The 13,545-nt window shown below is 72.6% G+C and carries 11 protein-coding genes; 3 read left to right on the top strand and 8 right to left on the bottom strand.

Annotation, left to right across the window (positions count from 1 at the left end; translation table 11 throughout):
- Window positions 1–38 precede the first annotated feature (38 nt).
- The 6 genes from mreD to ACIPYS_RS00250 form a co-directional block, all read right to left on the bottom strand.
- Window positions 39–677 (bottom strand): rod shape-determining protein MreD, encoded by a 639-nt coding sequence (gene mreD, locus ACIPYS_RS00275; protein WP_093862063.1) that lies wholly within the window; start codon window positions 675–677, stop codon window positions 39–41.
- A gap of 3 nt (window positions 678–680) precedes the next feature.
- The gene (mreC, locus tag ACIPYS_RS00270) at window positions 681–1,640 is read right to left on the bottom strand and encodes a rod shape-determining protein MreC (RefSeq protein WP_400741363.1); all 960 of its coding nucleotides are present in this window, start codon (window positions 1,638–1,640) and stop codon (window positions 681–683) included.
- 93 nt (window positions 1,641–1,733) lie between these two features.
- Window positions 1,734–2,759, bottom strand: coding sequence for a rod shape-determining protein (locus tag ACIPYS_RS00265; protein ID WP_030309693.1), 1,026 nt, complete (start codon window positions 2,757–2,759; stop codon window positions 1,734–1,736).
- 307 nt (window positions 2,760–3,066) lie between these two features.
- Window positions 3,067–3,480: a nucleoside-diphosphate kinase gene (gene ndk / locus ACIPYS_RS00260; RefSeq protein WP_030397400.1), complete on the bottom strand. Its 414-nt coding sequence runs from the start codon at window positions 3,478–3,480 to the stop codon at window positions 3,067–3,069.
- 168 nt (window positions 3,481–3,648) lie between these two features.
- On the bottom strand, window positions 3,649–3,987 hold the full coding sequence (locus ACIPYS_RS00255) for a DUF4233 domain-containing protein (RefSeq protein ID WP_030397399.1): 339 nt from the start codon (window positions 3,985–3,987) through the stop codon (window positions 3,649–3,651).
- A 2-nt stretch (window positions 3,988–3,989) separates the two neighbouring features.
- Window positions 3,990–5,381, bottom strand: a complete 1,392-nt coding sequence (locus tag ACIPYS_RS00250) for a bifunctional folylpolyglutamate synthase/dihydrofolate synthase (RefSeq protein WP_400741358.1) — start codon at window positions 5,379–5,381, stop codon at window positions 3,990–3,992.
- A 263-nt stretch (window positions 5,382–5,644) separates the two neighbouring features.
- Here ACIPYS_RS00250 and ACIPYS_RS00245 point away from each other — a divergent pair, with 263 nt between their 5' ends.
- From ACIPYS_RS00245 to ACIPYS_RS00235, 3 genes are all read left to right on the top strand, one after another.
- Window positions 5,645–6,988, top strand: a complete 1,344-nt coding sequence (locus tag ACIPYS_RS00245; RefSeq protein WP_093865128.1) for a glycosyltransferase — start codon at window positions 5,645–5,647, stop codon at window positions 6,986–6,988.
- A 107-nt stretch (window positions 6,989–7,095) separates the two neighbouring features.
- Window positions 7,096–8,262 (top strand): non-hydrolyzing UDP-N-acetylglucosamine 2-epimerase, encoded by a 1,167-nt coding sequence (gene wecB, locus ACIPYS_RS00240; protein WP_400741355.1) that lies wholly within the window; start codon window positions 7,096–7,098, stop codon window positions 8,260–8,262.
- 184 nt (window positions 8,263–8,446) lie between these two features.
- A complete protein-coding gene (locus ACIPYS_RS00235) occupies window positions 8,447–9,979 on the top strand; it encodes a chitinase (RefSeq protein ID WP_400741352.1) in 1,533 nt (510 codons plus the stop codon).
- A 45-nt stretch (window positions 9,980–10,024) separates the two neighbouring features.
- Here the strand turns inward: ACIPYS_RS00235 and ACIPYS_RS00230 are convergent, their stop codons facing one another.
- Window positions 10,025–10,600, bottom strand: coding sequence for a hypothetical protein (locus ACIPYS_RS00230; RefSeq protein ID WP_159424995.1), 576 nt, complete (start codon window positions 10,598–10,600; stop codon window positions 10,025–10,027).
- Window positions 10,601–10,837: 237 nt separating this feature from the next.
- Window positions 10,838–13,477 (bottom strand): valine--tRNA ligase, encoded by a 2,640-nt coding sequence (locus tag ACIPYS_RS00225; RefSeq protein ID WP_093862058.1) that lies wholly within the window; start codon window positions 13,475–13,477, stop codon window positions 10,838–10,840.
- Between the last annotated feature and the right edge of the window lie 68 nt (window positions 13,478–13,545).

The following is a 13,545-nucleotide window of genomic DNA, read 5'->3' as shown; positions in this document are numbered from 1 at the left end:
AAAACTGAACAGGGCGGGCGGGCTTGGTCGGGGCCGGGCTACGGGCGCTTTCCCGCGCCGAGCAGGCGCTTCTTGCGGTAGGCCGGGCCGGCCGTGGCCTCGCGGGTGGTGCGGTAGCGGCTGAGGCTGCCGAGGCCGGGGCCGCCCTCGTCGTCCTCGGCGACCGACAGCGGGTCCTTGCCGAAGCGGCGGGCGACCAGCATCACGGCGGGCACCACGAAGGGTGCGAGGAGCAGGTCGTAGAGCAGGGCGGTGACGACGAGCTGGCCGAGTCCGACGTGCCGGGCGGCGGTGTCGCCGACGAGGGCGCCGACCATCGCGTACAGCAGGGTGGAGGCGATCGCGGCGCCGGCGACCACGAGCAGCGCGCTGGAGACCGAGCGCTGGCGGCCGTGCTCGGGGCGCAGCAGTCCGGCGGCGTAGCCCATCAGGCAGAGCACCAGGGCGTAGCGGCCGATGGCGTGGTCCGAGGGCGGGGCGAGGTCGGCCAGCAGGCCGGCCGCGAAGCCGACCAGGCAGCCGCCGGTGGGTCCGTAGACGAGGGCGAGGCCGACGACCACGAGCAGCAGTATGTCCGGGGTCGCTCCGGGCAGTTGCAGCCGGCCGAAGACGCTGACCTGGAGCAGCAGCCCGAACAGGATCAGGATCGCGGAGACGGGGATGCGGGCGAGGCGCATGGCTCAGTTCCCCCCAGTGGGCTTGGCGGGCGGGGCGGCGGCCGGCGCGGCGGGCACCGCGGGGGCGGCGGGCGCGGCCGGGGCCGCCTGGCCCTGGGCGGCCGGCGCGGGCGGCAGGACGGCGTCGCGCGGGTCGGTGCGGGGCGGGACGACGACGACGCCGACCAGGTCCAGCCGGGTGAACTGGACGAAGGGCTCGACCAGGACGGTCTTGGTGAGCTGTCCGGGGGTGGCCTCGACCTGGACGACCCGGCCGACCGGGACGCCGGGGACGAACGGGCGGCCGCTCTGCGAGCCGAAGGTGACCAGCCGGTCGCCCTCCTTGACCTGGGCCTTGCCGTTGAGCAGGGAGACCTTCATGGCGCTGGTGCCGCCGCCGGCGGCGAAGCCGATCTCCCCGGTGCCCTCCAGCCGGGTGCCGGCGGTGAAGCCGGGGTCGGAGGCGAGCAGCACGGTGGCGGTGGTGGGGGCGACGGTGGTGATCCGGCCGACCAGGCCCTGGCCGTTGACGACGGTCATGTCGCGGGTGAGGCCGTCGTCGCTGCCGGCGTCGATGGTGATGGTCCAGGAGAAGCCCTGGGCCGGGCCGATCGCGATGGTCTGGGCGGCCTTGACGGTGTAGCCGCCGGCGCCGGCGGTGCGCAGCAGGTCGTCGAGCTGCTTGGTGCGTGCGCCCGCCATGTCGGAGGAGGCCAGCTTCTGCCGCAGTTCGGTGTTCTCGCGGGCGAGCTGGTCGGTGCGGCCGCTGTTGGAGGCGGCGTCGCGGAAGGCGCGGACGGTGTCGGCGACCGGGTCGACCGCGCTGGCGGCACCGCGTTCGACCGGGCCGAGGACGGTGGCGGCGGCGCGCCGGGCGCCGCCGAGCGGGGAGCTCTCGCCGCCCTTGATGTCGACGGTGATCAGTGCGAACGCGACGGCCACCAGCAGGATGAGCAGCAGCCGGCTCTCTCGTGTGTCCCTCACGGTGCTGGTACTGCCCCTTCGTGCCCCTGGTCCGCCGGCCCGGGCTGTGGACCCGGGCGGGGACCCGTCGGTTCGGCTGGTGTTCCGGTTCTGCTAACGGCGCGGTGCGGCGTCGAGTACCTGCTGGAGTGCCTCGAACTCCTCGACGCACTTGCCGGAGCCGAGCGCGACGGAGTCGAGCGGGTTCTCGGCGATGTGGATCGGCATGCCGGTCTCCCGGCGCAGCCGCTCGTCCAGGCCGCGGAGCAGGGCGCCGCCGCCGGTGAGGACGATGCCCCGGTCCATGACGTCGCCGGCCAGCTCGGGCGGGCACTGGTCGAGGGTGGTCTTGACCGCGTCGATGATCGAGTTGACCGGCTCGTCGATGGCCTCGCGGACCTCGGCGGCGGAGATGACGACGGTCTTGGGCAGGCCGCTGACGAGGTCGCGGCCGCGGATCTCGGCGTGCTCGTCCTTCTCGCCCTCCAGGCCGAAGGCGGAGCCGATGCTCATCTTGATCTGTTCGGCGCTGCGCTCGCCCAGGAGCAGCGAGTACTCCTTCTTGATGTGCTGGACGATGGCGTTGTCGAGTTCGTCGCCGGCGACCCGGATGGACTGGGCGGTGACGATGCCGCCGAGCGAGATGACGGCGACCTCGGTGGTGCCGCCGCCGATGTCGACGACCATGTTGCCGGTGGGCTCGTGGACCGGGAGGCCGGCGCCGATCGCGGCGGCCATCGGCTCCTCGATGATGTGCACCTGGCGGCAGCCGGCCTGGAGGGAGGCCTCGATGACCGCGCGGCGCTCGACGCCGGTGATGCCGGAGGGGACGCAGACGACGACCCGGGGGCGGGCGAGGAAGCGGCGGCGGTGCACCTTGAGGATGAAGTAGCGCAGCATCCGCTCGGTGATCTCGAAGTCGGCGATGACGCCGTCCTTGAGCGGGCGGATGGCCACGATGTTGCCGGGGGTGCGCCCGATCATCTTCTTGGCCTCGGAGCCGACGGCGAGGATGCCGCCGGTGTTGGTGTTGACCGCGACGACGGACGGCTCGTTGAGAACGATGCCCTTGCCCCTGACGTACACCAGCGTGTTGGCAGTTCCGAGGTCGATCGCCAGGTCGCGGCCGATGAACGACAGGTTGCTCGCCATGGGGTGTGGGTGCCTTCCCGGGCTCGGAGTCATGTGGGGTGGACGGTGTGCGCCCGCAGACGGGCGGCGACCAGCTGAGCTGCCTTACCGGGCCCTTGAGTCGCGTCCATCGTAGTCACGCCGTTCGGCACGGACGTCGACCCGGGGCACGCCGTCCATTGTCCGGGGCGTGATCGCTTCTCAGGGCATTGGGACGCCGTGTCGGAGGGCCTGGTTCCCTATTTCCCGATAAGAATGCCCCGGCCGGGCCAATGGTCCCGGCCGGGGCGTCCCGAAGGTCCCGGTGCCCGCGCGGTCAGGCGTGGGCGGGGAAGAAGATCTTGATTTCGCGCTCGGCCGACTCGACCGAGTCGGAGGCGTGGATCAGGTTCTCGCGGGTGATGGTCGCGTAGTCGCCGCGGATGGTGCCGGCCCCGGCCTCCAGCGGGTTGGTGGCGCCGGCCAGCATGCGGATGCCGGCGACGACCTCCTCGCCCTCGACGATCAGGGCGATCGACGGGCCGGAGGTCATGAACTCCAGCAGCGGCTCGTAGAACGGGCGGCCGACGTGCTCCGCGTAGTGCTGCTCCAGCGTCGCCCGCTCGAAGGTGCGCAGCTCGGCGGCGGCGAGCCGCCAGCCGGCCTTGCGCTCGATCCGGCTGATGATCTCGCCGGCCAGGCCGCGCTTGACGGCGTCGGGCTTGAGCAGGACGAGAGTGCGCTGGGACACGGGGCGTCTCCTGGGGAAATCGGGTTTCGGCGCGGACACGGGAATCGGCGCACGCACGGATCGGCACGCACGCGGACCGGCACGCACGTGCTGTTCCGCGTGCGCCGTGCGACTACCGCAGAGGTTACCTTGCGTGAGCGAACGCCCAGGACCCGGTCCGGAGGCGTCTCAGGCGGCCGCGGCGGCGGTGCGGGCGGCCTTGATCTCGTCGATCCGCCGGCCGTAGTGCACCGAGCACCACCAGAGGCCGGCGAAGATCACGCCGAGCACGAACATGGTCGGCACCACGAAGCCGCTGGCGATCAGCCCGAGCTGCAGCGCCCAGCCGACGGCCACCGCGCCGGGGCGGGTGATCATGCCGCAGAGCAGCACGCACAGCACCATGGCGATGCCGCTGACCGTCCACAGGGCGCCGTGGGAGACGTCCGTGAGCTGCATCGCGACCAGGGCCGCGAAGAGCACCACGAGGGCCTCGCCGATCAGCGTCGAGGAGCAGAGCGTCCTCATCGTCACTTCCTCCCGAGCAGCAGGCGGGCCTCGCCCACCGTGATGACCGATCCGGTGACCAGCACCCCGGCGCCGCCGAGGTCGCCCTCCTCCTCGGCCAGGGTGACGGCGGCGGCGATGGCGTCGTCGAGCCTGGGCTCGACCTGGACCCGGTCCTCGCCGAAGACCTCGACCGCCAGGGCTGCGAGCTCGTCGACGTCCATGGCGCGGTGGGTGGAGTTCTGGGTGATCACGACCTCGGCGAGGAGCGGCTCGAAGGCCTCCAGCAGGCCGGCCACGTCCTTGTCGCCGCTGGTGCCGATCACGCCGACCAGCCGGGTGAAGCCGAAGGACTCGCCGATGGCGGTGACGGTGGCGCGGGCGCCGTGCGGGTTGTGGGCGGCGTCCAGCAGGATGGTGGGGCTGCGCCGGACGACCTCCAGCCGGCCCGGGGAGCTGACGCCGGAGAAGCCCTGGCGGACCTTGTCGACGTCGAGCTGTCCGCCGCGGGCGCCGCCGACGCCGAAGAACGCCTCGACGGCGGCCAGCGCCAGGGCCGCGTTCTGGGCCTGGTGCTCGCCGTGCAGCGGCAGGAAGACGTCCTCGTACTCCTCGCCGCCGATCCCGCGCAGCGTCACCAGCTGGCCGCCGATCGCGAGTTCGCGGCGGACGACGCCGAACTCCATGCCCTCGCGGGCGACCGTGGCGTCGACCTCGACCGCGCGCCGGAGGATGGTCCGGGCGGCGTCGAGCTGCTGCTGGGCGACGATCGCGACGGCGTCGGACTTGATGATCCCGGACTTCTCGACCGCGATCTCGCCGGTGGTCCCGCCGAGCTTGTCGGTGTGGTCGAGGCCGATCGGGGTGATCACGGCGACCCCGGCGTCGATGACGTTGGTGGCGTCCCAGGAGCCGCCCATGCCGACCTCGACCACGGCGACGTCCACCGGCGCGTCGGCGAAGGCCGCGTAGGCCATGCCGGTGAGCACCTCGAAGAAGGACATCGCGACCGGCTCGCGCTCGTCGACCATCCGCACGTAGGGCTCGATGTCGCGGTAGACCTCGACGAACCGCTCGGGGGTGATCGGGGCGCCGTCCAGGCTGATCCGCTCGGTGACGCTCTCCACGTGCGGGCTGGTGTAGCGGCCGGTGCGCAGCTCGAAGACGCTGAACAGCTGCTCGATCATCCGGGCGGTGGAGGTCTTGCCGTTGGTGCCGGTGATGTGGATGGAGGGGAAGGACCGCTGGGGCTGGCCCAGGATGTCCATCAGCGCCTCGATCCGGTCGAGCGAGGGCTCCAGCTTGTTCTCCGGCCAGCGCTCGGAGAGTTCCACCTCGACCTCGCGCAGGGCGTCGGCGGGGCTGCCGTCGGCGGGGCGGAGGGTGTACGGGTTCGGGTCGGCCTTGTCGCTCACGTCCACAGTCTACGGAGCGCGCGGCGCCGCTCCCGACGGGGTGAGAACCACCACTTTGCCCGAGTTGGCCGTTTTCTGCGTTTACTATCGTTTTGGCGATATCAGACCGCAATGAAGCATTGATTCGCATCCCAGGGAGACAAATCGCCTTTGATCATGAGGAGCACCGCGCCATGCCCGACGCCCTGCGCCAATTCTTCGAGCTGCGCCGGGACGGCTTCGTCCAGCTTGCCGGGCTGATCTCGCTGGCCCTCGTGCTCTACATGGCCCTGGTGTTCGGCCGCTTCCTGGTCTACTGGGCCGGCTCCCGGCACGCCTTCCGGCGCAACCGCCCGGCCCGCCCCGGCGACCCCGCCGCGTTCCAGTGGCACCTGATGGTCCCCTGCCGGGACGAGGAGGCGGTGATCGCCCAGACCCTGGCCGGACTGCGCGCCGTCGCCCCCGCCGCCCACCTCTGGGTGATCGACGACGACAGCGAGGACGCCACCCGCGACCTGGTGCTCGCCGCCGCCGGGCACGACCCCCGGATCCACCTCGTCCAGCGCCGCCGCCCGCACGCCCGGATCGGCAAGGGCGCCGCCCTGAACGCCGCCTACCGGGAGATCTCCGCCTCGCTGCCGCCCGGCACCGACCGCTCCCGGGTCGTCCTCGGCGTCGTCGACGCCGACGGGCAGCTCGACCCCGGCACCCTCGAACAGGTCGGCAACGAGCACGCGATGGGCCGCCCCGACACCGGCGCCGTGCAGATCGGCGTGCGGATGCGCAACGCCGAGGACCCGCGCCCGCTGGCCGGCCGGGGCCGGCTCGCCAACGCCCTCGCCCGCGCCCTGGTCCGGATGCAGGACGTCGAGTTCCAGGCCAACAACGCCGGCATGCAGCTGCTGCGCCGCCGCACCGGCAGCGTCGGCCTCGGCGGCAACGGCCAGTTCGTCCGGCTCACCGCCCTCGACTCGCTCACCGCCGAGGAGGGCCGCGACGGCCGCCCCTGGCCCGAGCGCGCCCTGCTGGAGGACTACGAGTCCGGGCTCGACCTGCGGCTGGCCGGCTGGCGGCTCACCCACGTCACCGAGACCAACGTCTCCCAGGAGGCCCTGGTCTCCTGGCGCCGCTTCCTCACCCAGCGCACCCGCTGGGCCCAGGGCAACATGCAGTGCCTGCGCTACACCGGCCGGGTGCTGCGCTCGCCGCACTACCGGCCCGCCGGCAAGGCCGAGGTGCTGTACACCTTCCTCCAGCCGGTGGTCTGCGTCCTGCTCGTCGTCCTCACCCCGCTGTCGCTCGCCATCACCGGGGCCGGGCTGGTGCTCTTCCCCGAGGAGACCGCCGAGTTCCAGCTGACCTACGGCCCCTGGATGGCGGTCGCCTTCGTGCTCGCCACCCTGCCGATGGTCTTCTGGGGCCCCACCTACCGCCGGCTCGTCCGCCCCGACCGGAGCCGGCTCACCGGCCTGCTCTGGGGCCTGCTGGTCTGGCTCTACGCCTACCACCTGTTCGTGGTCGCCACCCGGGCCGCCGTCCGGATGCTGCTCGGCCGCAACGGCTGGGCCAAGACCCGGCGCAACGCCGAGAAGGTCGCCGTCGGCGCCCCCACCGCCCTGGAGTCCTGACCGGGGGCGCCGCCGACGCCCTCCCTCCCCCGCCGCCCGGCAGCCAGGCAGCCCGCTGCCCCGCACCCAGCCCCGCACCCGCACCCAGCCCCCGGAGCCGTACCGCCATGAGCCTGTGCCCCGCCCCCCGGTCCGCCGCCCGCCCGCTCGCCCCCGGCAGCGTCGCCGTCGTCCTCGGCACCCGCCCGGAGCTGGTCAAGCTCGCCCCGCTGATCCACGAACTCGGCCCCGCCACCCGACTGGTCCACACCGGCCAGCACTGGGACGAGGCGATGTCCGGCCGCTTCCTGCGCGACCTCGGCCTGCCCCGCCCCGAACTGCTCACCGGTGTCGGCGGCCGCCCCCGGGCCGGCCAGATCGCGCAGTCCCTCGGCCAGCTCGACGCCGCGTTCGCCGAGGACCGCCCGGCCGCCGTGGTCGTCCAGGGCGACACCAACGCCACCCTGGCCGGCGCCCTCGCCGCCAACGCCCGGGAGATCCCGCTCGTCCACGTCGAGGCCGGACTGCGCAGCTTCGACCGGGCGATGCCCGAGGAGCACAACCGGGTGATGGTCGACCACGTCTCCGACCTGCTGTGCGCGGCCACCCCCGACAACGCCGCCAACCTGCGCGCCGAGGCCCTCGACGAGGAGCGGATCGCGCTCACCGGCAACACCGTCGTCGAGGTGGTCCGCCGCTCGCTGCCCGACGCCGGGGAGCGGGCCGGCCTGCTCGCCCGGCACGGCCTCGCCGAGGACGGCTACGTCCTCGCCACCGTGCACCGGCCGGAGAACACCGACACCGCCGAGGCGCTCGGCGCCGTCCTCGCCGAACTCGACCGGATCGCCCGGGCCGGCACACCGGTGCTGTTCCCGATGCACCCCCGCACCCGGGCCGCCGTCGAGCGCTTCGCCCTGGACGGCCTGCTGGCCCGGCTCACGGTGACCGGACCGGTCGGCTACGCCGACTTCCTGGGCCTCGCCCGGCACGCCGCGCTGCTGGTCTCCGACTCCGGCGGGGTGCAGGAGGAGTGCACCGTGCTCGGCCGCCCGCTGCTGGTCGTGCGCCGCTCCACCGAACGGCCCGAGGCCGTCGAGACCGGCTTCGCCGCGCTGGTGGAGCCCGGGGCCGAACTCGGCGCACTCGCCCGCGCCTGGCTCGCCGACGCCCCGGAGCGGCTCGCCCGGCTCGCCGGCACCCCCAGCCCTTACGGGGACGGCCTGGCCTCCGCCCGGATCGCCGACCTGACCGCCCGGCTCGCCCACGGGCCCGCAGCACTGCCGCAGGCCGCCTGACCCGGCGGGGCCGCCCGGCCGGAGGCCCTCTTGACAGCGGAATTGGTCTACTCCACCTTGTGAAGGCAAGTCTCCTCCCCCGACAGGGACTTGTGTTGTCGGTAGCTCCCGCACACAGATCCGTCGACACCCGGACGGCCCTCCCCCACGAGGACCGCCGGCCTCCCCCACCGGAGATGGAGCCATGCCACCTGCCTCACACCGGCGCCCGCGCGCCGTCCACTCGCTGCTCGCCGGCGCCACCGCCGTCGCCCTCGGCCTCGGCGGCCTGGTCCTCGCCGGCGGCGCCGGCGCCCAGGCCGCCCCCAGCGACGTCGAACTCGTCACCAACGGCGGCTTCGAGGACGCGAACCGCCTCAACGGCTGGACCTGCGCGGCCGGCGCGCCGGAGACCGCCACCGTCCACTCCGGCACCGGCGCGCTGCGCTCCACCCCGAGCGGCAGCGCCACCGGCGAGTGCACCCAGACCGTCACCGTCAGACCCTCCTCGACGTACACGCTGAGCAGCTGGGTCCAGGGCTCGTACGTCTACCTCGGCGCCCGCGGCACCGGCGGCACCGACCCGAGCACCTGGACCCCCGGCGGCACCGGCTGGTCCAGGCTCAGCACCACGTTCACCACCGGGGCCTCGACCACCAGCGTCACCGTCTACCTGCACGGCTGGTACGGGCAGCCGGCCTTCCTGGCCGACGACGTGTCCCTGCTCGGCCCGGGCGACCCCAAGCCCTCCCCGACCGCGACCAGCCCCACCCCGACCGGCACGGCCAGCCCGACGCCGACCGGCACCACCACCCCCTCCCCCACCGCCACCACGCCCCGGCCGCCGACGAAGCACCTGCTCACCGGCTACTGGCAGAACTTCGACAACGGCGCCACCGTGCAGCGGATCAGCGACGTCCCGGCCGCGTACGACATCATCGCGGTCTCCTTCGCCGAGGCCACCGGCACGCCCGGGGGTCTGGGCTTCGCCCTGGACCCGACGCTCTCCTCCCGGCTCGGCGGCTACACCGAGGCGCAGTTCAAGGCCGACATCGCGGCCAAGAAGGCGGCCGGCAAGAAGGTGATCCTGTCGGTCGGCGGCGAGAAGGGCACGGTGTCCGTCAACAGCTCCGCCTCCGCCACCAACTTCGCCAACAGCGCCTGGTCGCTGATGCAGACCTACGGCTTCGACGGCGTCGACATCGATCTGGAGAACGGCGTCAGCTCCACCTGGATGGGCCAGGCCCTGCACACCCTGGCGGCGAAGGCCGGCTCCGGCTTCACGCTCACCATGGCGCCGCAGACCATCGACATGCAGTCGACCGGCGCGGAGTACTTCAAGCTGGCGCTGAACGTGAAGGACATCCTCACCATCGTCAATATGCAGTACTACAACTCCGGCGCGATGCTGGGCTGCGACGGGCAGGTCTACTCCCAGGGCACCGTCAACTTCCTGACCGGCCTGGCCTGCATCCAGCTCAAGGGCGGGCTGCGGCCCGACCAGGTCGGACTCGGCGTGCCGGCCTCCACCAGCGCGGCCGGCGGCGGCTACGTCAGCCCGAGCGTGGTCAACAACGCGCTGGACTGCCTGGCCGCCGGCACCAACTGCGGCAGCTTCAAGCCCGACACCAAGTGGCCCGGCATCGGCGGGGCCATGACCTGGTCGACCAACTGGGACGCCAAGGCCGGCGGCGGCATCGCCTCGACCGTCGGCTCGCACCTGCACGCGATGCCGTAACCCGCGCGCGGACCCGCCCCCGACGGGGCCGGAGGCCCGAGCCGGTCAGACCCCGGCCCGGGCCTCCGGCACGCCCGCGGGCACTCCGCCGTGGCGGCGGCGCAGCTCGGCGGTGATCTCGGCCAGCTCGCCGTCCGGCAGCAGCGGCAGCATCATCGCCACGCCCTGGAGCAGCCCGCCGAGCAGGAAGGTGGTGTCGGGGGTGGCCGCGACCAGGTCCCGGACCTCCGTCACCTCGCCGGCCGCGACCGCCTCGATCAGCCGGGCCGCGTCCACGCCGTCCTCGTCGACGAGGACGGCGCCGGTGTCGCGCGGGGCCCGCCGGGCCATCGACCGCAGCACCCGGTCGCCCACCTCGGGCGCGTAGGCCTTGCGGACCGCCTCGGCGGCGATCCAGGTGAGCAGCGTGGTCACCTCGCGCTCGACGTGCTCGTCCAGCAGCCGGTCCAGCGCGTGGTCGAACGCGAGCTGGTTGCCGTGCCGGAAGGCGAGCAGCAGGGTCGCCGCGCGCGCCTTGGCCTCCTCGACCGCCTCGGCAGGCAGCTCGTCGGCCGACACCTCGGTCACCACCACCACGCCCATGCCCTCCCGTCGTCCCTCACTGTCCGGAACTCGAAGCACACCGTACACATCCGACCTGCGAAATTCCGCGAAACCGCGCGGGCAAGACAGGAATCGATTCGGGCGGAATAGGGCCTCACCCGGTCCAGGATGAATATTCGCCGGAAGGGAGCAACGAATTGGGCTATTGGGACTCCCGATCAGCCGACATCCGGAAAAGCGGAGGAGCCGCACCCCGCGTCGGCGGGGTGCGGCTCCTGGTGGACCGGGCGACGGCTCCGGGGAGCCGTCGGCGCGTCAGCCCTGCGGCAGTGCCGCGAGCTGGGCGGTGATCCGGGCGATGTCGGCCTCGGCGGCCTCCTGGCGGGTCCGGATCTTGGCGACCACGTCGTCCGGCGCCTTGGCGAGGAACGCCTCGTTGCCGAGCTTGCCGGCGGTCTGGGCCTTCTCCTTCTCGGCCGCCGCGAGGTCCTTGGCGAGGCGCTTGCGCTCCGCCGCGACGTCGATGGTGCCGGACAGGTCCAGCGCCACCGTGGCACCGGCGACCGGCAGCGAGGCGGTGGCCGCGAAGCCGTCCTCCGGCACGGTCAGGCGCAGCAGCGAGCGGATCGCGTCCTCGTGGACGGCCAGCACGGTGCCGTCCAGGTCCAGCCGGGCCGGGACCCGCTGGCCCGGCTTGAGGCCCTGGTCGGTGCGGAACCGGCGCACCTCGGTGACCACCCGCTGCAGGGTGGCGATCTCCGCCTCGGCGCCGGCGTCGCGGAACCCGCTGTCCTGCGGCCAGTCGGCGACGACCAGCGACTCGGCCCCGGTGAGCGTGGTCCACAGCGTCTCGGTGACGAAGGGCACGATCGGGTGGAGCAGCCGCAGCGTGATGTCGAGGACCTCGCCGAGGACCCGGCGCGCGGCGTCGGCCTGCGGGCCGCCCTTGGCCAGGGTGGTCTTGGAGAGCTCCACGTACCAGTCGAAGACCTCGTCCCAGGCGAAGTGGTACAGCGCCTCGGAGAGCTTCGAGAACTGGTAGTCGTCGTACAGCGCGTCCACCTCGGCGACGGTGCTGTTCAGCCGCGACAGGATCCACCGGTCCGCCGCCGTCAGCTCCTCCGCCGCGGGCAGCGGGCCCTCGACGGTGGCGCCGTTCATCAGCGCGAACCGGGTCGCGTTCCAGATCTTGTTGGCGAAGTTGCGGGCCGCCTGGACCCAGTCCTCGCCGATCGGGACGTCAACACCCGGGTTGGCGCCGCGGGCCAGCGTGAACCGCAGCGCGTCCGAGCCGTACTTGTCCATCCAGTCCAGCGGGTTGACCACGTTGCCGAAGGACTTCGACATCTTCTTGCCGTTCTGGTCACGGACCATGCCGTGCAGCGCGATGGTGTGGAACGGCGGGGTGCCGTCCATCGCGTAGAGCCCGAACATCATCATCCGGGCGACCCAGAAGAACAGGATGTCGTAGCCGGTGACCAGGACGGAGTTCGGGTAGAACTTCGCCAGGCTCTCGGTCCGCTCCGGCCAGCCGAGCGTGGAGAACGGCCACAGGCCCGAGGAGAACCAGGTGTCGAGGACGTCGGTGTCCTGGTGCCAGCCCTCGCCGGTCGGCGGCTGCTCGTCCGGGCCGACGCAGACGATCTCGCCGTTCGGGCCGTACCAGACCGGGATCCGGTGGCCCCACCACAGCTGGCGCGAGATGCACCAGTCGTGCAGGTTGTCCACCCAGTCGAAGTAGCGCTTCTCCATCTCCTGCGGGTGGATCTTGACCCGGCCGTCCCGGACCGCGTCGCCGGCCGCCTGGGCCAGCGGGCCGACCTTGACCCACCACTGCATCGACAGCCGCGGCTCGATGGTGGTCTTGCAGCGCGAGCAGTGGCCCACCGAGTGGACGTACGGGCGCTTCTCGGCGACGATCCGGCCCTCGGCCCGCAGCGCGGCGACGATCGCCGAGCGGGCCTCCAGCCGGTCCAGGCCCAGGAACGGGCCGTGCGCGGTGATCACCGCGTGCTCGTCCATCACCGCGATGTTCGGCAGGCCGTGGCGCTGGCCGATCTCGAAGTCGTTCGGGTCGTGGGCCGGGGTCACCTTGACGGCGCCGGTGCCGAACTCCGGGTCGACGTGCTCGTCGGCGACGATCGGGATCCGGCGGCCGGTGAGCGGCAGCTCGATCTCGGTGCCGACCAGGTGCCGGTAGCGCTCGTCCTCCGGGTGGACGGCGACCGCGGTGTCACCGAGCATCGTCTCGGCCCGGGTGGTGGCGACGACGATGGAGTCCTCGCCCTCGCCGTAGCGGATCGAGACCAGCTCGCCGTCGTCGTCCTGGTACTCCACCTCGATGTCCGAGATGGCGGTCAGACAGCGCGGGCACCAGTTGATGATGCGCTCGGCCCGGTAGATCAGCTCGTCGTCGAAGAGCTTCTTGAAGATGGTCTGGACGGCCTGCGACAGGCCCTCGTCCATGGTGAAGCGCTCGCGCGACCAGTCGACGCCGTCGCCGAGCCGGCGCATCTGGCCGGAGATCTGGCCGCCGGACTCCGCCTTCCACTTCCAGACCCGCTCGACGAACTCCTCGCGGCCCAGGTCGTGGCGGGACTTGCCCTCCTTGGCCAGCTCGCGCTCGACCACGTTCTGGGTGGCGATGCCGGCGTGGTCCATACCGGGCTGCCACAGCGCCTCGAACCCCTGCATCCGCTTGCGGCGGACCAGGGCGTCGATCAGCGTGTGCTCGAAGGCGTGGCCCAGGTGCAGCGAGCCGGTGACGTTCGGCGGGGGGATGACGATGGTGAACGGGGGCTTGTCGCTCGTGGCGTCGGCGGTGAAGTAACCGCGCTCTACCCAGCGCTCGTACAGCTCGCCCTCTACGTCCGCCGGAGCGTAGGTCGTCGGGAGGGTGGCTGCGTCGTCCCCTGCGGGCGTGCTCGCGGGGCGCTGGTTCGTGGTGTCGGTCACGACGGACAGTTTACGTAACCCGGGAACCCGGTTACGAACGCCTTTCACTCCCCGGACTCCCGGACCGG

This window comes from Kitasatospora sp. NPDC089913, from assembly GCF_044748625.1.
GTDB lineage: Bacteria > Actinomycetota > Actinomycetes > Streptomycetales > Streptomycetaceae > Kitasatospora.
Note: the sequence above shows the minus strand (reverse complement) of the source record. Positions and strands in the feature narration are given on the sequence as shown.

What these genes read in the sequence shown, in the direction of transcription:
- ACIPYS_RS00255 (WP_030397399.1), bottom strand. Translation starts at nt 3,987, where the DNA reads ATGAGGACGCTCTGCTCCTCGACGCTGATCGGCGAGGCCCTCGTGGTG.
- ACIPYS_RS00235 (WP_400741352.1), top strand. Translation starts at nt 8,447, where the DNA reads ATGCCACCTGCCTCACACCGGCGCCCGCGCGCCGTCCACTCGCTGCTC.
- ACIPYS_RS00245 (WP_093865128.1), top strand. Translation starts at nt 5,645, where the DNA reads ATGGCCCTGGTGTTCGGCCGCTTCCTGGTCTACTGGGCCGGCTCCCGG.
- mreD (WP_093862063.1), bottom strand. Translation starts at nt 677, where the DNA reads ATGCGCCTCGCCCGCATCCCCGTCTCCGCGATCCTGATCCTGTTCGGG.
- wecB (WP_400741355.1), top strand. Translation starts at nt 7,096, where the DNA reads ATGAGCCTGTGCCCCGCCCCCCGGTCCGCCGCCCGCCCGCTCGCCCCC.